This window comes from Paenibacillus lautus NBRC 15380, assembly GCF_004000945.1.
GTDB classification, from domain to species: Bacteria; Bacillota; Bacilli; order Paenibacillales; family Paenibacillaceae; genus Paenibacillus_AQ; species Paenibacillus_AQ lautus.
In genome coordinates this window covers 85,244-104,149 of the sequence record NZ_BIMF01000020.1, presented here as the reverse complement: position 1 = coordinate 104,149, position 18,906 = coordinate 85,244, and the positions used below count along the sequence as shown (strand labels likewise).

Sequence of the window (18,906 nt, the reverse complement as noted above, 5' to 3'; positions counted from 1 at the left end):
AAGTTAACCTCCTGTTTCCTGATAGGATCGCATCTCTTATTCTTTGACAGAACCCAGCGTCATCCCTTTAACGAAAAAACGCTGCAAAAAAGGATAGACCAGCAGGATGGGCGCAGCACCGATAAAGATCTGTGCGGCATTCACCGTCGTCTGGGACAGCAGCTCCATCTCCTTCGGGCTCATGCTCATCGAGCTCATGTCCCGCTGGATAATGACCGTCTGCAGGAAGGTGGCCAGCGGGAAGTCCTTGGCATTGTTCAGATATAGCAGCCCGTCAAACCAGGAGTTCCAGTGAAACACCATGCTGAAGAGCGCAATCGTGGCAATCGAGGGCAGCGAGATCGGCAAATAAATCTTAAACAGCGTTTTGAAATGGCCGGCTCCATCGATGAAAGCCGCTTCCTCCAGTTCTTTTGGAATCCCCCTGAAGAAGTTCAGCATCAGGATCACCAAAAAGGTGTTCACCGTGCCGGGAATCACCAGCACCCAGAAGGAGTTGATCAAGCCCAGCTTCTGAATCACGATATAGAACGGCACCAGGCCGCCATTGAACACCATGCTGAACACAAACAGCCAGGAATAAACACTGCGGCTGCGGAAGACGCGGTTCTCTTTGGACAGCGGATATGCGGCCAGAAAGGTTACGGCGAGCGTCAAAGCCGTTCCCAGTACGGTACGTGCAATCGAAATCCAGATCGAGTGCAAAAATGCCGGGTTATTGATCGTTTTCTTGTAAGCTTCCAGTGAAAAATCGACCGGCCATAATCCCACCAGACTGGCGTCGGCAGCCGCTTTGGAGCTGAACGAAATCGCCAGCACATGAAGCAGCGGAATGATGCAGAGAATGGCCAGCGCGATAAGCAAGCAGGTATTAAACACGTTAAATATGCGGTATTCCATCGTTTTATGGTACATGGCTCTCCCTCTTTCGCTCTGCTAGAATATACGGTAGCCCGCCCACTTGTAGGCCAGCCGGTAGGATACGAGAATAAGGACCATGCTGATCACGGATTTGAACAGGCCGATAGCCGTTCCGAACCCCATCTCGCCATTCAGGATTGCTGTACGGTATACAAAGGTATCGATGATATCGCCTTTCTCGTATACCAGCGGATTGTACAGGTTGAAGATTTGGTCAAACCCGGCATTCAGGATGTTGCCGAGCGCCAATGTCCCGACAACGATCGTGATGGGAATCATGGAAGGGATCGTGATATGTAGCGTTTGTTTCAGGCGTCCCGCTCCATCGATCTCCGCTGCTTCGTACAGGGTCGGGCTAACGCCGGCCAGAGCAGCCAGGAACACAATCGTATTGTAGCCAAACTCCTTCCATACGTCGGACACGATCACCGTGAACCGGAACCAGTTATTGTCTCCGAGAAAAAAGATCGGATCGATGCCGACAGCGGCCAGAATTCGGTTGACAAAGCCGTCCACCGCGAGCATTTCGATCAAAATTCCGCCCAGGATAACCCATGACAAAAAGTGGGGCAAATACACCATCGTTTGGATGCTTCGCTGAAGCGCCGTTTTTCGGATTTCATTCAGCAGAATGGCAAACACGAACGGAATCAGCAGATTGAACACGATTTTCATCACCGCGATGACAAAGGTGTTCCATATGACCTGCATGCTGTCCTGCCTTTCAAACAAGTATCGGAAATTGTCCAAGCCCACCCATGCGGAGCCGCCAACGCCCTCCCACGGCTTATAGTCCTGAAAAGCCATAATGATGCCGCCCATCGGCAAATAACTGAACAAGAACAGACAGATAAGGGCCGGCAGCAGCATGACGTGGAAAGGCCATGTTTTTTTCATCCTCTTCATCCAAGATCCTCCCGTTAAATCAATCTACCTCTTGATTATAGGACCCGTCCCACGGAGCGCAGTAGCCCACAAAACCAATATTCATGGCACGATAGCAATCAATTTGCAGCCGCTCCGATGGAGCAAAAAGGACGGCCTCTTGGCAGGCCGCCCTTCTCGGTAACCACAACTACTTCACGCTTTGGTACCATTCGTTAACCTCTTTGGTGATCTGTTCCCCGCCTCCGGCTTTCCACGTCTCCACAAATGCATCAAATGATTCAACGGGCTGCTTGCCGTAAATGATCTCGTTCAGGGTTTGGTTCTCGATCTTCAGGAGATAATCCCACTTCGATTTCATGGTGGCGGTTACCGGTCCCGTAAACATGTTTTTCTTGGAGATCTCCTCTTGGGAGAGCAGCACTTCCGCAGCGGCCGGCGTATCCTTGCCATAGTTGACCGCCACATCCTTTTCGAGGCGGCTCTCCGGCTTCCCGCCTTTCGCCAGCTTCAGCAGCGCTTTCATCTGCTCGTCCGGAATCCGAGCCCCATCGCGGACCAGCAAATAACGGACGACATTGACATAACCGCCCTGGATCTGATCGTTCGGCACCATTTCGCCATTGGCATCGAGCTCGAAGTCGTAACCTTCGAACAGCCCGTTGGCAAATTCGCCGCCTTCCTTGGATACGGCAAAGTTATCGAACAGGTAGTTCTGATACGTGAAGAAGGCTTCAGGATGCTCCATATCTTTATGGATCAGGGTAACGCCATTTGTATACTGCGTTCCATGACGCATCGCAACGCCGTCAGGGCCAGCCGGAATTGGCACAGGCCTCCAGACGGCTTCCGGCGCATTCTTTACGGTATCGATCAGCGGCCAGCCGCTCATCCAATAGGGCCCCGGAATGATGCCGGCCGTTCCGGCTACGGCCGGCTCCGCCGTTTTGTTCTCATCCCACAGCGCGGCTTCCTTCGGAATGTATCCTTTATTCATCCATTCGTTCAGCTTCACCAAGCCTTGCTTCATGCCTGCATGGACCGAGCCGTATTCCAGGCTTCCATCCTCAGCCACGTTCCACTGCTGCGGCAGCGTTCCGTAAGCGCCGAATATCCACGACGGATCGCCCATCCAGGTGCTCATGGACGTTTTGAAGCCGATGCTCAGCGGCGTGACTTTATCCGGAGCAAGTCCGGACGGGTTCTGGTTCTTGAAGGCATCCATCACCTGCTCAAGCTCATCCATCGTCTTCGGTGCGCTCATCCCCAGCTTGTCCAGCCAATCCTGCCGGATCCATAATACATAGTCGTGATTATAGGCAAAATCCAGTACCGGAAGCCCCATTCGCTTACCGTCCCGGCTGTATTGATTCCACACATTGGAATCCAGATTCATTGCGTTCTTCCACGTTTCCGATGCATACTGGTCAAACAGCGTGCCTACCTCGGCAAACATGCCGGAATCGATCAAATCCTGGGCCAGCTGCTGATTTTCGGTGCCAAGCGTGACGATATCCGGCATCTCCTGTCCGGAGGACATGGCGAGCCGCAGCTTGGTCGCAAAAGCGCCGTTGGTATCCGTAATGGACCACAGCGATTTGATATTGATGCCGAATTTCTCCTTTGCCCACTTCGTAGCCACGTTGTTCTCGATCGTTTCCCCATTCTTGAATTGCAGCGTCGGATCAACGCCCCATACCGTCGTAATCGTAACTTCCGGATCATATTTCTCTTTGTAGACGTTTTCAGTTTTGGATTCGGCTGGCTGCTGCGCCGCTTCCGGCTTCGGCTCGCCGCCGGAGCATCCGGCCAAGGATCCGGCCAGGAGCAAGGACGCGGCCAGGATCGGGAACCATTTCTTTCTTCTAGCGGTCATCGTTAAATCCCCCTTCTACCACCTTATGGATTACATGTTTAATTATAGAGGGGCCGGCAGCCGCATCCTATGTCACGAATCGAAGATTTCTGCACCTTTAGCAACATCCTTGGTCTCTGTATTCATTCGGGGTCATTCCGTAGTGCTTCCGGAACATCTTGCTGAAATACTGCGGATTCTGGTATCCAAGCTCAGCGGTAATTTCATAAATCTTCTTGTTCGTATGCTTCAGCAGATATAACGCCCGCTCCATTCGCTTGCGGATGATATAATCGCCGAGTCCCTCTCCGGTTTCGCTCTTATAAATCTTGGATAAATACACCGGATGCAGGAATACCCGGTCCGCAATTGCTTTGACGGACAGGTCATGACCCGAATCGGCTGTCACCATCTCCTGGACCTGTTTGATGATATGGCTCTTGCTCGTTGTCTCCTGTTCGGACGAAATATCGTGAAGTTTGTTCAGCATATCAAGCGACCAGGAGCGCAGCTTGGCAGCCGACTGAACCACCTGCTGAATATATAAGGGGTCCCAGCCCGCCTGGTCCAGCTGATGAATGGTGTGCCCCTGCTTATGAGCAAGGTACATATAGGCATTTGCAACTGATAAAAAAATTTCATACAACGCCGTCTGCCCAATGAATACGGTTTCAAGTTCTGCAAAGACTTGTTCTATTTTGTCTCGGACGGCATCCCACTGCCTTGTCTCCAGCAGATGCAGCAGGCTCGGCGGCTTTGCAAACGCCTGGGTTACGTCCCATACAGGCTCACGCAGCCGGACATCATGGTCTTCGGAGAACCGGATAGCTTCATGATCTCCGTTTCCCCAGAGGTAAAGCGAGCTTAATCCCGACCGGTAAACGGATGCCAATTCCCCCGGAAAATCAAAGGAGGCTGACACGAGAACCGAAATGCTTCCCTTTAGATAGCTGTCCACATCCTGTTGAAACTGGGTTATATACCGTTTCAATTCGCGGGAATCCGCGAATGTTTCCATTTCTCCAGCCTTCGACTCTCTCTTGGGCTGAGCCAACAGAATCAAACCATTATGCGGCGTTTTGCTGGACCACACATGGAACAGCTCGGCAAATACCTCCTCAGCAATGTTGCCGATGGCATATTCCATTAGGCCGACCGAATGGTCGTCCATTCCCGTAAACCTCTGCCCAAGCTGGATAAGCAGCATGATTGCCCGCTGGTCTGTTCGGAGCGGAATTTCATATTCATGAAGCTTGTGATCGAGTGAATGCCGCGACATCTCGCGTCCCAGCAAGAGATCATGCATGAGGCTGTTCCGCAGAATGCCGAGATCCGATTTCCGGCTGTACAGCAATTGATGGTAGTGCCCGAGCTCCTTCCGCTCCTCCTGAATCGATGCCAAAGCGGAGCTCACGCTTCGCATGAATTCACCATCGTCCACCGGCTTCAAAATGTAATCGGATGCCTGCAGTCGAATCGCCTGCTTGGCATATTCAAAATCCGAATAACCCGTAAGTAAAATGCAGCGGATATGCGTCCAGCGCTCGGCAATGGTCTCCATCAGCTCCAGACCGGTCATCACCGGCATCCGAACATCCGTAACTACCACATCGATGTCCTGCTCCTCCAGCAGGTCGATCGCCTCCAGGGCGGAAGAAGCCTGATATACTTCTTCAATATCCAGCTCACGCCATGGTATGGTCTGATATAAACTTTCCGTGACATAACTCTCGTCATCAACCAATAAGATATTCATCAACTCTCTGCCCCCTGCCCTGACTTTGATTGATTCCTCCCAAGCGATCCGGCAGCGGCCAATAGAGCACAGCCCTTACGCCGCCTTGCGGAGATGCCGCAAACCGCAGGCCGGCTTCTTCACCATAACGCAGCCGCATTCGCTGGTGAACATTCCAGACGCCGCAGCCCATCTCCTGATCCATCGGCCTGTTCAGCCGAGCCTCCAGCTCGGCCAGCTTCCACCCGTTCATGCCGATTCCGTTATCATCCACTTGAATGCAGGCAACGCCGTCCAGAATCCGGAAGGTTACCCTGATCTCACCGTCGCCCGAATGAGGTTCAATGCCATGCAGCACGGCGTTCTCCACCAAGGGCTGAATGACCAGCGGCGGGATCTCCATGCCTTCCGCTTCCTCCGTCAAGTCGAGATGATATTGAAGACGCCTCATCCGCATCTGCTGAATTTCCAGATAATGCGTAACGAACTCCACCTCATCCGACAAGGGAACCAGTTCCCTTTCCTGACGCGTGGTATACCGGAAATACCGGGACAAGTTGTGCGACATCGCCACGACGGCTTCGTATTTCCGAAGCTTCGCCATGCTGGTGATAAACGAGAAGCAATTGTAGAAGAAATGGGGATTGATCTGGGACTGCAGCTGCTTCAGCTTCGCTTCCCTGACATGGATCTTTTCCATGTATACATGCTCGAACAGCTCCTGAATCTGCTCCACCATCGAGTTGAATCTCGTAGCCAGAAAACTGAACTCGTTCCGGCCCGATACCTTCATCCTGACCGAGTAATCCCCGGCTTGCAGCCTGCGGAACACATAAACCAGCTGCTTGATCGGAACCTGAACCTGGGAGTACAGCAGGTATGCGGCGAGGCAGCTCATCAAGAGCAGTGCGCTGATCGATATATAAAAGAGTCTGTTCGACGTATGGATCGGCTTCATAATGTCCGATAGCGGAATATAGTCGATCAAATACCATCCGGTCGTTTCCGATAATACGATGCTGACCGAATAGGTTTTGCCGTCCACTTCCTTCACGCGGTTCTCCACGTCCAGCAAGGATTCGCGGCCCAGCTCCGCAATCATATGATTAATCAGTTCCTGGTCCGCGGTACGATTGTAGATGACGCCCGTATCCGGTTTATAGTAGAACGGATCGCTCCTTCCGTCGCTCTTAAAGCGGTCCAGCATATCTTGGATATTGGTGCTGTCGAATTCAACCTTGATCACGGTATTCGACTTGCCCGTATGATGCTGGGTGGAATACGGTGCAACCGAATACCAGACAAACAGGAAACGCCGATCGCTCCCCTCATCATAAGGAGTGACCTGCCACCCCGGCTTCACGTCCTCCGCGAGATCCTCGGGCGAGTAAAACCCGGCATCGCTTTCGGTTACCACCCTCCCGAGGGACGGGGAATAAATCGCCAGATGGCTGCGCCAGTTCGAAGAGCTCTCCTGTATGCTCAGCTTCGTCTGAATCTGCTTCACCAGGTTAATCGCGTCCAGGTTCAGATACTTATCCTGCAAATAAATATCCCGAAAGCTTGAGATGTCCGGGTCATGCAGCAGCAAATTCGGCCACGATGCCAAAATATCGATATTGGTATTCACCTGATTCTGAAAGAAGACGAGCTGGTTCGTATTCGATTGGCTGAGCTCCTTGCTGAGCACGTTCGTCGTGGTTTGGTTCGAATAGAAATAGAGGCCGACAATGGGAATTAACATCAGGAAAATAAACAGAACGATTTTTCGAAACAGATTAAATTTGGACATACATCGGCAGCCCCTTGGTTTATGTAGTGGGAGAAGTTCATTTATAAAGCGAAATATGTTTATTATATCGGAGTTCGCCCTGCGCCGTGTAGGGCATAAAAGCAAGATTTCGGGCACTTTCGAAGGGGATTGCTGCGAGATGGCCGCTTGCAGTCCACCAAGAACCGCATAAAACAAAAAAACAGGACCCCGGCCTCAAAGAGAGCGGGGTCCTGTTAAACTTATAATATGAAATATATGCCTTGCATGAGTTCATCTATCAATGGCCTGACGGTTTTTCCTCTCCCGCCTCCGGTTCAGGGGGCGCATTGCGGAAGGCAGTCACGATCAACATACAGATCACCGCCATCACGGCCATCACCACAAACAGGGAATTGAGGCTTCCCTCCAATATTCCGCTCAGCAGGCTGCCTGACCCCTCCGGCAGTTCAGCCATTCCATGCGGAGAGAGCAATTTATTAATGTCGTCGCTGGTAATGCCTGCCGCATCCGGCTCAGCGGCAAGCCTGCCCGCAATTCCCGCGTTGACCCATAATCCGAACACCGCTACGCCCACGGTCTGACCGAACGTCCGAATGAAGGAGTTCAGCGCCGTGGAAGCTCCGCGAACCTCGTAACCGACCGAGGATTGCGCGATGATCTGAAACAAGGTGGAGATATAACCGAAGCCTACGCCATAAATGAACGTAAAGACCAGCAGCACGCCCAGCGCCGTATCTTTATGCATGAACGCCAATCCGACCGCTCCGATTATGAGGAGTACGACGCCGATCATCGCTGTTTTCCGGGAACCGGATTTAACGATCAGGCGCCCGCTGATAATCGAGCCGATCAGCCATCCGATCGACATCGGGGCCAGCGTCAGACCCGACAAGGTGGCGTTGCCGCCCCGAACGCCTTGAATCCACAGCGGCAAATACGTGGTCAACCCGATGATAAGCGCACTGACCAGAATATTGGCTACCGTCGATACCGTAATATCCCGGATCTTGAATAAATGGAGCGGCAGCATCGGCTCCTTCACCCTACTCTCCACCACCAGGAACGCAGCGAGCAGCACCACGGAACCGATCATCAGACCGAGCATGAATGGAGAAGTCCAGGAATAGCTCTCTCCGCCGCCTACCGCGAGCGCAAACAGCAGCGCCGTCATCCCCACGGTAAACAGGGCCGCTCCCCCATAATCGATCGATACTTCGCGGGTGGTGCGTTCCTCTTTGAAATAACGGAAAATCAGCCATATCGATAACAGCCCGAACGGAACATTAAAGACAAAGATCCAGTGCCAGGACAGGTAATCCACGAAATACCCGCCAAGCAGCGGTCCGATCAGAGAGGAGATTCCCCATACGGAGCTGATCATCCCCTGAATCTTCCCTCGTTCCTCCAGATTGTAAATGTCTCCGACAATCGTAAAGGTTACCGGGATAACAGCACCTGCCCCGATCCCTTGGATTGCCCTGAATATGATCAGCTGCGTCATGTTCTGCGACAGGCCGCACAGCAATGAGCCTACGAGAAAGATCAGCGAGCCGTATAAAAATACGGGCTTGCGTCCATATAAATCGCTTATTTTACCGAAGATCGGCGTCGTTACAGCCATCGTTAGCAGATAGGCCGTAAAAATCCAGCTCATCAGACTCACGCTGCCGAAGCTGCTGATAATCGCCGGACCCGCCGGTCCGACAACCGTTCCTTCGATCGCAGCCATAAAGGTGGATAACAGAATACCGACCAGGATATAACTGCGTTTGTCTTGTTTTAATACACCCACGTTCCTTCGTCCCCTTTACTCTAGACAGCCCCGGCATGATTCCTGTTCCTGCCGATCCATGTTTCCCGTATGTATCCTATATGGATACGGATAAAAACCGGGGCCAACAGCATAAAAGCGCCTCCCGATACCAGGAGCGCTTTCACATCATGTAACATTTCTATTATAAAGGTTACCGCGATGGTTGCACAGACATTTTCCCGCCCCGCAGATGAATAAAGGAAGTAGCGTGTCGCTTCATAAGCTCGGGATCGTGCGTGATCATCAGGATGGCCGAGCCTTCCCCGATGACATAACGGCACAGCTCGGTTACCTTCTCGATGGCGGCATAGTCCATTCCCGAGGTCGGCTCGTCCAGGATATACAGCGATCTCTCCAGCATCAATTGGCTGATGATGCTTAAGAGACGCTTCTCGCCCTGACTGAGCAGATAGGGAGACATCTGAAGACGATCCGTAAGTCCCGCCTTGTCCAACAGAAACCCGGCTCGCTGCTGCTGGCCAGCTGTCAGCTCGGGGCGCTTCTTCACGGACAGTCCGCCATGAAGGCTGTAGATCAGCTCCTCCCAAACATTCGGAGCCGTAAACATATATTCCGGCTGCTGGAACACGTAGCCGATTAACTCGGCTCTTCGGTAGACGGCCATTCCCTTTGTATCTTCCCCCTGCCAGCGTATGCTGCCTGCCGGAGCCGGCAGCAGTCCCATGATCAGGCGGCTGAGGGTCGTTTTGCCGGATCCGTTCTCCCCGGTCAGCAGCACCCAATCGCCGGGATGAATCACCGCCTCGATATCGCGCAGCGCCTCCCGACCGCCGGGATACGCAAACGTCAGCGAATCAATCTGGAGCAGCGGGGAGGCCGCAGACAGCCTGGCGCCTTCCCCATTGAGTACCGCGGCAGACATGGAACCTGCTGCGATCTGCGTGCCCGCATGGCGCCCAGCCGGATGCGGGGGAGTTGCCGCCGGGACAGACTGGTCCCCGGCGGCACTCGCTGCCTCGCCTGCGGGCCGAGGCAGCAAGCCCAGCTGCACCAGCTGCTCCCCGCAGCGGTGCAGCAGCTCCTCCGGCGGCCCGTCGAGCACGACGGTGCCGCCCTCCAGGACGATGACGCGCTGCGCGGCGCGCGCGACATCGTCAAAGCGGCCGGACGCGGTGATGAGCGTCCGGCCCTCTGCCTGCAGCTTATGGCACAGCTGCAGGAAGTTCGCCTGCGCCGCGGCATCCAGGCTGGCGCAGGCGTCGTCGAAGACGAAGAGCCGCGGGCGCAGCGCCAGCACCGCGGCCATGGCCGTGCGCTGCCTCTGTCCCCCGGACAGGCTGCGCACCGGATCGGTCCGGCGGTGAAGCAGCCCAACCGCCGTAAGGGACTGAACCACCCGCTCCTCGATCTCCACGGGTGTAACCCGCATATTTTCAGGTCCGAAGGCCGCCTCGTCCTCTACGATGCCCTGAACGAGCTGCGCATCCGGATCCTGAAACAATACCCCTACCGCCTCGGCCACGTCGGCAATCGGCGCCGCTGCGGGATCCATGCCATCCAGCAGCACTTCCCCAGTTCTAGCGCCTCCGCCGCTCCGCGGAAGAAGACCGCACAGCAGTTGGCACAGCGTCGACTTCCCACTGCCGCTGGCCCCGAGGATAGCGACCCACTCGTTTTGGTCGATCTTCAGGTGGAAATCCTGTATAACCGGGCGCTCATCTCCATCATAGATAAATCCGAGGTCTCGGCATATTACCGTTGTTCCTGACATGGAGCTATCCCTTCACTGCGACGGCAAACCGGCGAAGCAGGCCTGTCTTCACTAACGCCTCTCCTAACACTTTGGTTAACAGACCGCAGAGCAGCACGCCGCTCAGAATGCGCACAACCAGCGCGATGCCAAGCACTTCAAGCGGCCAGGACGTATATCCGAACATATTGGCCGCGAACAGAAACCATAGCGGTACCATCGCACCGCCGACCAGCATGAGCACGCCGGCACTCCACTTTTTGTGGCGGTAGATGGCAAAAATCGTCTCTGCCACGATCATGTAACAGCCTGCGGCTACAAAACACGAAGCGATGCCGTACACCGTCCCCGTCAGAGCCTGAATCGTGCCGCCAATCGCAAACGTGACAACCGCCGTTCCCGGTTTACGAATGATGTAATAGGCCAAGAGTCCATATACCATGTAGATGCCCGTCGTCGTCGAGGTTGCGATGGGTCCGCCAAGACTGTTCAGCAGCTTGTTAACCGGCCCTATGTATACAGTTAGAACGGCATTGACGGCAGCGAGCATCGCCATCAGAATAATTTCCTGCGTCGTAAAAGCAAACCATTTTTTCTGCGATGATGAATTCAAATGTAGTCCTCCTTATTTCCAGCCATGGCGGCTGTACTAACACTTTCGGATGCTTCATTTCATATTTTGCATGCTTCCGCCCTTAACGTCAACCTTATTTTTATCATTAACGGTTAACAATTTAGGCAATCCACCACACGAAAACCGTTGCCAGTACATACAAAACCGCCGATGCGACCGCCCATGAAGGCAGGTTAACCTCCGTACGATACGTTCGGTCCGGATACGCGCCAAATCCCTTGGATTCCATTGCGCCCGCCGTTTGCTGAACACGACGTAGCGCATTAAGCAGGACAGCTGATACAAACTTCAATCCGTAACCGATGCGACTTCCGAGACCCTTGGGCGGTCGATGGCCCCTTACCTGCTGGGCAGCCAGAATATGGGCACCCTCCTCCTCCAACAGTGGAATGAAGGTAAGCGCAGCGGATACGCCAAACGCAAACCGGTAAGGGATTCGAAGGCGTCTGGTCAACTCGGCTACCACTTCTCTCGGATCCGTTGTCAAGATATAAGCCATCGAGGTCAGAAACAACGTAAACATGCGGAGTGACATGGCACCCGCAGCGTCCAGAGCCTCTACCGTCAGGGTGATGGGTCCCCACTGCAGCCATACGGTTTCTCCTTTGACCGTCAGGCTGGTCAGAATGAAATAGGGCACTGCAACGATCGCAATCAGCCGGATCCCTCCCAGCAACCGTTTGCCTGACACCTGGCCTGCAAATCGGGCTTGTCCTATGCATAGCAGGAGGAATAACGCCTGCTGCCAGGCCTGATCAAGCAGCATGGCGATCACGGCGGTGCAAAATAATATCACCAGCTTGCTTAATGGATCATAACGATGAAGAATCGTGTTACCCTTCTCATATTGAATCAGCATATTACAACTCCTGCCTCTCTATCGGCCTTTCCCAATCTTTTCTTAACCTTGAAAAAACGACGGCATCCACATAACCGTTTGGCGTATGGCGATAATCCCGTAATACGCCTTCGCGCATATAGCCGATCTCCATAAACCATCGGCATGCTCGTTCATTTCTCGGATCAACAAAAGCTTCGATCCGGTTTAGTCCCATGGATATGTACCCAAATGCTGCAGCCATTTCGGCCGCCTCCGACATGAAGCCCTGCCCCCAATAAGTGCTTATTAGCTCACAGCCGAACTCGCCCTTGAACGCACCCTCCAGCTGCCAAATATTAAATCCGCAGCTGCCGATCAATTGTCTCGTTTCGATGACTTCGATGCCCCAGCGGATGGCTTCGTCCTGCTCGGCAAGGAGATGCAGCCAATGAATCAATGCCTTTGCGTCCTCAGCCGAATGCATAGCAGGCAAATCCAGAAAAGCGGTTGTCTTCGGATCGGACCAGCAGCGGAACATCGCTTCCGCATCATCCGCCTCCATTCTTCGCAGCCGTAATCGCCGACCTTTTATCTCCGGAATGATTCCCTCGCAGACGTACATGGTTTTCGAACCCCCTTGCAAAAAAACTGACTTGTATGCGCTGTTTCCGGTGATACTATGTTCGTGTATAAAAGAGTATAGCGAAAAATCAATCCGTATCCTGGTCCCCCATCAACACCTTAGAGCTGGATGTATATATATTGATGGATTCGGGAGGCTTCCGTCAATATGCTTGTAACGGCTCCCTTGTACAGTGCGGAAGAAGGAGGAAGTCATCTGAGTATGTATATCGCGATTGTCTTGCTGTTCACCGTCGTTGTCATTGCCGCTGCCATTACGCAAATCGGATATCTGCAGATTACGCGGATGCGCGTAAAGAATGACCTTAAGCTGTTCACGGTACTGGAAAAAGCCGGACTGTACAGCAGAGAGCAATATGAATCGCTTCAAAAGAACGAAGTGGCGATCACGAGTTTTGACGGGTTGAAGCTGTGCGGCGCAGCCATTGAGAACAATCCCGGCTCCAAGCATTGGATGCTTTTTGCCCACGGCTATACCGGTTCGCGAGCCGTATCCACCCAATTCATCGATTTGTTTACGGAAGAGGGCTACAACGTGCTCCTCATTGATCAGCGCCGGCATGGACGAAGCGAAGGACGTTATACCACCTACGGCTTTTATGAGAAACACGACGTGCAAGCGTGGGTACGCTGGATTACCCGCAAATACGGCGAGGATGTGGCGATCGGGCTGCATGGACAATCGCTGGGAGGCGGAACCGTGCTGGAGTATTTATCCATTGCCGATCCGCAGGTCAAGCTTGTCATAGCGGATTGCCCGTATTCCGATTTGACGGATTTAATGCGGCATCAGCTTACGCGCATCAACAAAATCCCTTCCGTGCCGTTCCTGTCCTGGGTGAACGCCAGAATTCGGCGTAAAGCCGGATTCAGCCTGGATCAGGTCAGCCCGATCCGTGCTGTTCGGAACAGCACGCTTCCGGTTATGTTCATCCATGGCACCAAGGATAATTACGTGCCTACCCGGATGAGTATCGAGATGTTCGAGGCCAAACCGGACCCGAAAAAACTTCTTCTAATCGAAGGCGCTATCCATGCGAACGCTTATCATATTGATCCCAATCAATATCGGGAGAGCGTGCACTCTTTCCTTCGCGAACATATAGATCAACCCGTGAGAGCACCTCAGCCAGAAGCTGAGCGGTTGTCACAGCCCGAAACGGAGGCAGCGCCTGCCCCGCATCCATTCCAGCTTGAGCTGGACGGCTCGCTTGAAACGGTTTAGACCGGTGGCCAAAAGAAGCCCCCGCCTGCACGCATAAGAACAGCGTGAGTCGGGGGCTTCTTTTAATGTTATGCTGTTAGCTACTTACGCCATGGAGTCTGCCTTCTTCGGATTCACCGGTTTAAGCACTTCATCGCAAAGCTCCTTAAGCCTGCTCTGAATTTCTTTAAATTCCTCGATCCCGGCTCCCGTGAGGCTGTATCCTTCACCGTGCGCCGTCAGGAAGTTCTCCTCGGTCAAGCGTTCGAGTTCATGCTTAACCTCCCTGTCGCCAACCTTATATCCATGGCGCTCCAGCTCGGGCTGCATCTCGCTGATCGTTAGGTCCCGCTCATGGGCGTGATAGAGCATATGAATACCGATAAACAAATTCTGAACATCTGCGCGCATTCGATCTTCTCTCCCTCCACCTGATTGAATTGATACCTTGTCATGTCTTACATTACCCCTGCACCATGGAGAGGAATCAGCCGGATTTGCTGGAGCTTTTCTTCCCATGGCTTGTCCCTTGACGAATATCATATACTTATACTAAGGTGATTGAACCAACACGAATAAAGGAAGGGCGGATAACCACATGTTTCAAAACACACCCTATGAGGGAACTCGGAGTGAGCAATACGCCCAGGTCCTGAACCAGTTAAAAGCACTTATACACGATGAGCCCAATGCCATTGCCAATTTGTCCAATGCCTCGGCGCTGCTCAAGCAGTTTCTGTCCGATACAAATTGGGTCGGCTTCTATCTCTATGATGGCAAAGAACTGGTGCTCGGGCCATTCCAAGGACTGCCCGCTTGCATCCGGATTCCGATGAATCGCGGGGTTTGCGGCACGGCTGCGGCTGAACAGACGACACTGCTTGTTGCCGATGTACATGAATTCCCCGGGCACATTGCCTGTGATGCAGCTTCGAACAGCGAGATTGTAGTTCCAATGATGGTGGATGGCGCATTGTATGGCGTTCTCGATATCGATAGTCCGCTGAAGAACCGTTTCGACCAGGAGGATCAAGCTTTTCTGGAGGAATTTGTCCACATATTGGAAGGGCAGCTCACATTATAATCAGGATGATTTGACGTATTCTTCCGTACACTAACCAAGGATTTGAAACCACAATTCTTAGGAGGAATACACACCATGTACCAAATGAATAACAACAACTCGCAAATATCGCAGCAAATTCGCCAATGCGAGCAGATTCTTCAGCAGTTGACCCAGCAAACGCAGCAGGGTTCGGCTATGTACCAGCAGTTGATACAGCAAGAGCAGCAAAATGCTGCCCGCCTTGAGGAGCTCGCTCAGCGTGAGCGCCAAGCGGCACAGATGATCCAGTCTGCCCTTCAAGGCCATCAACAGGCGATGCAGCAGTATCAGCAAATCTCTCAGATCGTTAGACAAGTCGAGAATTCTGTGCAAGCTCACAACCAAACACAGCACATTCAGCCTTCGTTTGGCCAACAGGGTTTTCCTAATACACATCAAGGCCAAGGCTTCCAATAAGAAAGTTAAAGGGGTATCTCGCAGGTCGATAAGTTCTGCGAGATACCCCTTTTATTATATTTCTTATTACTTCTTCTCTTCACTTACACTGAATTCGATCTCGGCTTGTATCTTATAGCGCTTGGGCTCTTCCCCGTTCGAACCGCCCTGGTCCGCGCCGTGCGACTGTGAATCAATCACGAAATCCGCGGATCCGTAGACAACATAGTGCCCGCCCGGAAAGCCATCCTTCAGGGAACGGATGAAATCTTTGAACTTTTTATCGTCTTTGCTGCCGTATCCGCTACGCATTTTATAATACTCGCGGAGGGGTTCCCCCTTTTTCAGCGTGGTCGTAATATAAGGCTCATTCATGGCATAACTGATGTCATAGTCTCTTGTGAGCTCTTTCATCGGGAAATAAAAGGCGGAGGCTGCATGGCCAATCGTAACCTCATCCTTCTCGCCTACATACTCCAGTTCCGCGTATACTTGAACCTGATCTCCATGCTCGTACTGCCCCTTCTCGCTAACGAGGCGATACACGAAGTCCCCGTCGGAAACTTCTGCATGATTTTCCCTGGCAGCTCTATTCAATGAAGGATCAGACGGAGCCGCCCCTAGCGTCTCCTGCTTGTCACAACCTGTTAGCATAATAAACATCAAGATAAACCCCATAGAAAGGTAGCTTTTCATCTTCATCTTCATTTTCACCTCAACTTCCAGACGGATGGTCAGAGCGCAATGTTGCACAGAAATGCAAAAAAGTCGCATCCAAAACTCCTCAGATTTGCGAAGTTTTGGATCGACTTATAGTCAAACGGTTCTATTAATGACAGCCCGTGTTGTGACCACAGGACTGCATCGAATTTCAAGACTCGTAAATGTTCTTTACCCGTCCCACCTGGCCATCTTGAAGGCGTACTTTAATGCCATGCGGATGGTTCGGGGAATTGGTCAGAATATCCTTGACCACGCCGCGGGTTAATTTGCCCGTTCGCTGATCCTGCTTCAATACGATATCAACCTCAAGACCCGGTTTGATATTGGAACGCTGCCCACCATTCATCGTCGTCCCTCCTGTCCATTTCTTGATGCTGTCCGTTCTCTATTGTCCACCTTACTGAAATCAAAGGTGAAAAGCAAATCCCAAACAACAAAGGACTGCCCGTTAAAGATCATTCAGATCTATTCGGACAGTCCTTCTATCTCATTCTAAGTATAGATATATTCTCAATGAAAAAATGATGATGTATTACAGGACGCTTCCGCCATGCACGAAGCGATTTTTCCAGGAATCACCAAAGGTACCTACAAGGACACCACCGGATTGTTTCGAGTACGTATGCAGCAGCTTATTGTCTCCCAAATAAATAGCTACATGGGTGATCCGCTGTTTGGACTTGTCCAATCCGGCATAAGCGGATGCCGATGAACCTCTGTAACTCATAAAGAATACCAGGTCCCCGCGTTTTAATTGATTAACGTTATATACAGCTATTCCTTTGTCCTTGATGTACTGCCCTTGCTTGCGGGAATCGCTTGGGAGCGTAATGTTAGCGCCGTCCATAAATGCGCGGCGGACAAAGGCCGAGCAATCAAAGGTTTTCGTTGAACTGCGGTTAGAACCGAATTCATATGGCGTGCCCAGATACTTCATACCTGCACTGATTACTTTTTCAACGCTGGCACTGGCAGAGGGCGCGGTACTTCCCGAATTGCCGGAATTACTGCCGGAATTGTTAGAAGATCCATTACTTTGGTTAATATATTTAGACGAAGCATAACCTTGCTTACCGTCCGAAGTTTTGATCTTATACCAGCCTGAGCTGCTGCCCAGAATTTGAAAGCTATCCCCTTTATACACACGATCCAAGACTTTACCCGAAGTCGAAGGCTGATTGCGCATGTACACATTCGAGCTTGCTACACCATTGGTTACTGACTGCACGCTGGCAGCAGCCACTTCATTCACAGACCCATATCCGTAAGAACCAAGAACAGCTGCTGATAGAAGCGCTCCGGCCATCAATTGTTTAAAGCTTTTTTTCGAGAAAATAATGATCTCCCCCATCTCGTTAGATTGTGGAATGACGAAATTGTCATTTTCGTGATCCCGCAATCATTATAGACAGGGCATGTCTCGGGACGCATGCTACCATCCTCACAAAAACGCATACCAACTATTGGCAAAGAGGAGGACTTTAGTCTCTTTTTATACTTGAATTTAGTATAAATAGATTATTATAGAAATAAAACATGCCAAAATAACCCAACCATCCCGGTATAACGAACGCCGGAATTCTCTGTTGGGTCTTTCTACTTACCATATATACGTATATTTTCTTACTATTGTTGCATGAGAGAATATATTTCGATCCTTCTTACAGCTAAAAAAGCCTGTCCAGACGGGTGTCCCCATCTGACAGACTCTAGTTTATCGTACATCCTAAATTTCATTCCACTACAATTTTGTAAACTTTTGACCTTATGGCCTCTTGGAATAGAGCGGATACCCAGGGTTTTCCGGTACGTCAATCAGGATGACCCTGACATTGTCTTGCGCCTTAAGGCTTAGCGTCTCGCCCAGCTTCGTATCCATTACCATAAAGTCCCGCTGACGAAATAGAAGGCTTTCCTCTTCGCCACAAAAGCTGCCCGCTCCCCTTACGGCAAGCACAGCCGCTCTCCTGCCGGACTTCAATTCATACTGAGCTTCGTTCCCGGCCAGAATCTGAATATCCAGCATCCTCACATCCACAGATAAATCGGTTGGTGCGGAACCGCCAATCATCGTTTTAAACAGCCCACCCTGTATGCGGGTTACCGGAAAGGAATCCGGTCGATACTGACGACAGGCAGGATTCTGTTTCAATGAATCGCGAAGATACGGCTCGAACCAAATCTGAAATCCTTCTGCATCCGGCCCAGTCAGACGTTCCTCGTGCGTTAGTCCGGAGCCGGCCCTCATCAATTGCAGGCCTCCAGGCCCCAACTCATCGTGCGTGCCATGCGAATCCTTATGAACGCCCTTCCCCTGAATCATATAAGTCACGATTTCAAAACCCTGATGGGGATGAGGCGCGATATAACCTTCGACGGGCGAACGGAACCAGGACCAATAGAAAAGCGGTCCCACCCGGGTCACGGCAGACCCTTCTCCGGAGAAACCGATCGGCTTCTGCTCCGTTATCCTTCCTCCATCGAGAGAGCCCTTGCCCTGATTCTCGGGTGGATATACATTTCCTATCATGTCCAGTCTCCTCCTTTCACCTATCCATGATTGACCTTGAACAGGTGCTGCATTGATTATCTCGGCTTTAAGATAGTATTAACGATAACAGAATATATATCAACATCCTTAAATTCCCTTATTGTGAATGCATATTTGCGAACCACTTTTCAGTTTAT

The 18,906-nt window shown here is 51.9% G+C and carries 18 protein-coding genes; 3 read left to right on the top strand and 15 right to left on the bottom strand.

Annotated elements, in window-relative coordinates; translation table 11 throughout:
• Window positions 1-36: 36 nt before the first annotated feature.
• The 10 genes from PLA01S_RS25925 to PLA01S_RS25880 all read right to left on the bottom strand — a co-directional run bounded on the left by PLA01S_RS25925 (window position 37) and on the right by PLA01S_RS25880 (window position 12,770).
• Window positions 37-915, bottom strand: a complete 879-nt coding sequence (locus PLA01S_RS25925; protein WP_127594662.1) for a carbohydrate ABC transporter permease — start codon at window positions 913-915, stop codon at window positions 37-39.
• Window positions 916-936: 21 nt separating this feature from the next.
• Complete coding sequence (locus tag PLA01S_RS25920; protein ID WP_036664449.1) at window positions 937-1,827, bottom strand: ABC transporter permease; 891 nt, start codon at window positions 1,825-1,827, stop codon at window positions 937-939.
• A gap of 169 nt (window positions 1,828-1,996) precedes the next feature.
• Window positions 1,997-3,682, bottom strand: a complete 1,686-nt coding sequence (locus PLA01S_RS25915; RefSeq protein ID WP_127594661.1) for a type 2 periplasmic-binding domain-containing protein — start codon at window positions 3,680-3,682, stop codon at window positions 1,997-1,999.
• A 97-nt stretch (window positions 3,683-3,779) separates the two neighbouring features.
• Complete coding sequence (locus PLA01S_RS25910; protein ID WP_127594660.1) at window positions 3,780-5,417, bottom strand: response regulator; 1,638 nt, start codon at window positions 5,415-5,417, stop codon at window positions 3,780-3,782.
• Window positions 5,398-7,188 (bottom strand): sensor histidine kinase, encoded by a 1,791-nt coding sequence (locus PLA01S_RS25905; RefSeq protein WP_127594659.1) that lies wholly within the window; start codon window positions 7,186-7,188, stop codon window positions 5,398-5,400. The genes PLA01S_RS25910 and PLA01S_RS25905 overlap by 20 nt, the downstream gene beginning before the upstream one ends.
• 259 nt (window positions 7,189-7,447) lie before the next feature.
• Window positions 7,448-8,962 (bottom strand): MDR family MFS transporter, encoded by a 1,515-nt coding sequence (locus PLA01S_RS25900; protein ID WP_127594658.1) that lies wholly within the window; start codon window positions 8,960-8,962, stop codon window positions 7,448-7,450.
• 172 nt (window positions 8,963-9,134) lie between these two features.
• Entirely contained in the window at window positions 9,135-10,715 is a 1,581-nt protein-coding gene (locus PLA01S_RS25895; protein ID WP_127594657.1) for an ABC transporter ATP-binding protein, read from the bottom strand.
• Window positions 10,716-10,719: 4 nt separating this feature from the next.
• Complete coding sequence (locus PLA01S_RS25890; RefSeq protein WP_100540155.1) at window positions 10,720-11,307, bottom strand: ECF transporter S component; 588 nt, start codon at window positions 11,305-11,307, stop codon at window positions 10,720-10,722.
• A 121-nt stretch (window positions 11,308-11,428) separates the two neighbouring features.
• Window positions 11,429-12,187, bottom strand: coding sequence for an energy-coupling factor transporter transmembrane component T family protein (locus PLA01S_RS25885; RefSeq protein ID WP_127594656.1), 759 nt, complete (start codon window positions 12,185-12,187; stop codon window positions 11,429-11,431).
• A 1-nt stretch (window position 12,188) separates the two neighbouring features.
• On the bottom strand, window positions 12,189-12,770 hold the full coding sequence (locus PLA01S_RS25880) for a GNAT family N-acetyltransferase (RefSeq protein WP_127594655.1): 582 nt from the start codon (window positions 12,768-12,770) through the stop codon (window positions 12,189-12,191).
• 168 nt (window positions 12,771-12,938) lie between these two features.
• Here PLA01S_RS25880 and PLA01S_RS25875 point away from each other — a divergent pair, with 168 nt between their 5' ends.
• The gene (locus PLA01S_RS25875; protein ID WP_127594654.1) at window positions 12,939-14,015 is read left to right on the top strand and encodes an alpha/beta hydrolase; all 1,077 of its coding nucleotides are present in this window, start codon (window positions 12,939-12,941) and stop codon (window positions 14,013-14,015) included.
• Window positions 14,016-14,099: 84 nt separating this feature from the next.
• Here PLA01S_RS25875 and PLA01S_RS25870 read toward each other — a convergent pair whose 3' ends face one another.
• Window positions 14,100-14,405: a hypothetical protein gene (locus PLA01S_RS25870; RefSeq protein WP_071221900.1), complete on the bottom strand. Its 306-nt coding sequence runs from the start codon at window positions 14,403-14,405 to the stop codon at window positions 14,100-14,102.
• A 187-nt stretch (window positions 14,406-14,592) separates the two neighbouring features.
• Between PLA01S_RS25870 and msrC the strand changes: the two genes are divergently transcribed.
• A complete protein-coding gene (gene msrC / locus PLA01S_RS25865; protein ID WP_127594653.1) occupies window positions 14,593-15,078 on the top strand; it encodes a free L-methionine (R)-S-oxide reductase MsrC in 486 nt (161 codons plus the stop codon).
• Window positions 15,079-15,153: 75 nt separating this feature from the next.
• Window positions 15,154-15,516: an AMP-dependent synthetase and ligase gene (locus PLA01S_RS33220; RefSeq protein ID WP_100540150.1), complete on the top strand. Its 363-nt coding sequence runs from the start codon at window positions 15,154-15,156 to the stop codon at window positions 15,514-15,516.
• 66 nt (window positions 15,517-15,582) lie between these two features.
• Here the strand turns inward: PLA01S_RS33220 and PLA01S_RS25855 are convergent, their stop codons facing one another.
• The 4 genes from PLA01S_RS25855 to PLA01S_RS25840 all read right to left on the bottom strand — a co-directional run bounded on the left by PLA01S_RS25855 (window position 15,583) and on the right by PLA01S_RS25840 (window position 18,748).
• Complete coding sequence (locus PLA01S_RS25855; protein ID WP_127594674.1) at window positions 15,583-16,173, bottom strand: hypothetical protein; 591 nt, start codon at window positions 16,171-16,173, stop codon at window positions 15,583-15,585.
• 193 nt (window positions 16,174-16,366) lie between these two features.
• Window positions 16,367-16,564, bottom strand: coding sequence for a YwbE family protein (locus PLA01S_RS25850; protein WP_053490029.1), 198 nt, complete (start codon window positions 16,562-16,564; stop codon window positions 16,367-16,369).
• Window positions 16,565-16,750: 186 nt separating this feature from the next.
• Entirely contained in the window at window positions 16,751-17,569 is an 819-nt protein-coding gene (locus PLA01S_RS25845; protein ID WP_127594652.1) for a C40 family peptidase, read from the bottom strand.
• Between the two features lie 414 nt (window positions 17,570-17,983).
• The gene (locus PLA01S_RS25840; RefSeq protein WP_127594651.1) at window positions 17,984-18,748 is read right to left on the bottom strand and encodes a pirin family protein; all 765 of its coding nucleotides are present in this window, start codon (window positions 18,746-18,748) and stop codon (window positions 17,984-17,986) included.
• Window positions 18,749-18,906: the final 158 nt, after the last annotated feature.

Bases quoted from the DNA above. Each gene is read 5' to 3' on its own strand.
- PLA01S_RS25840 (WP_127594651.1), bottom strand. From the start codon at position 18,748: ATGATAGGAAATGTATATCCACCCGAGAATCAGGGCAAGGGCTCTCTC.
- PLA01S_RS25895 (WP_127594657.1), bottom strand. From the start codon at position 10,715: ATGTCAGGAACAACGGTAATATGCCGAGACCTCGGATTTATCTATGAT.
- PLA01S_RS25885 (WP_127594656.1), bottom strand. From the start codon at position 12,187: ATGCTGATTCAATATGAGAAGGGTAACACGATTCTTCATCGTTATGAT.
- PLA01S_RS25845 (WP_127594652.1), bottom strand. From the start codon at position 17,569: ATGGGGGAGATCATTATTTTCTCGAAAAAAAGCTTTAAACAATTGATG.
- PLA01S_RS25915 (WP_127594661.1), bottom strand. From the start codon at position 3,682: ATGACCGCTAGAAGAAAGAAATGGTTCCCGATCCTGGCCGCGTCCTTG.
- msrC (WP_127594653.1), top strand. From the start codon at position 14,593: ATGTTTCAAAACACACCCTATGAGGGAACTCGGAGTGAGCAATACGCC.
- PLA01S_RS25850 (WP_053490029.1), bottom strand. From the start codon at position 16,564: ATGAATGGTGGGCAGCGTTCCAATATCAAACCGGGTCTTGAGGTTGAT.
- PLA01S_RS25875 (WP_127594654.1), top strand. From the start codon at position 12,939: ATGCTTGTAACGGCTCCCTTGTACAGTGCGGAAGAAGGAGGAAGTCAT.
- PLA01S_RS25925 (WP_127594662.1), bottom strand. From the start codon at position 915: ATGTACCATAAAACGATGGAATACCGCATATTTAACGTGTTTAATACC.
- PLA01S_RS25880 (WP_127594655.1), bottom strand. From the start codon at position 12,770: ATGTACGTCTGCGAGGGAATCATTCCGGAGATAAAAGGTCGGCGATTA.
- PLA01S_RS25870 (WP_071221900.1), bottom strand. From the start codon at position 14,405: ATGCGCGCAGATGTTCAGAATTTGTTTATCGGTATTCATATGCTCTAT.
- PLA01S_RS33220 (WP_100540150.1), top strand. From the start codon at position 15,154: ATGTACCAAATGAATAACAACAACTCGCAAATATCGCAGCAAATTCGC.
- PLA01S_RS25920 (WP_036664449.1), bottom strand. From the start codon at position 1,827: ATGAAGAGGATGAAAAAAACATGGCCTTTCCACGTCATGCTGCTGCCG.
- PLA01S_RS25905 (WP_127594659.1), bottom strand. From the start codon at position 7,188: ATGTCCAAATTTAATCTGTTTCGAAAAATCGTTCTGTTTATTTTCCTG.
- PLA01S_RS25910 (WP_127594660.1), bottom strand. From the start codon at position 5,417: ATGAATATCTTATTGGTTGATGACGAGAGTTATGTCACGGAAAGTTTA.
- PLA01S_RS25855 (WP_127594674.1), bottom strand. From the start codon at position 16,173: ATGGGGTTTATCTTGATGTTTATTATGCTAACAGGTTGTGACAAGCAG.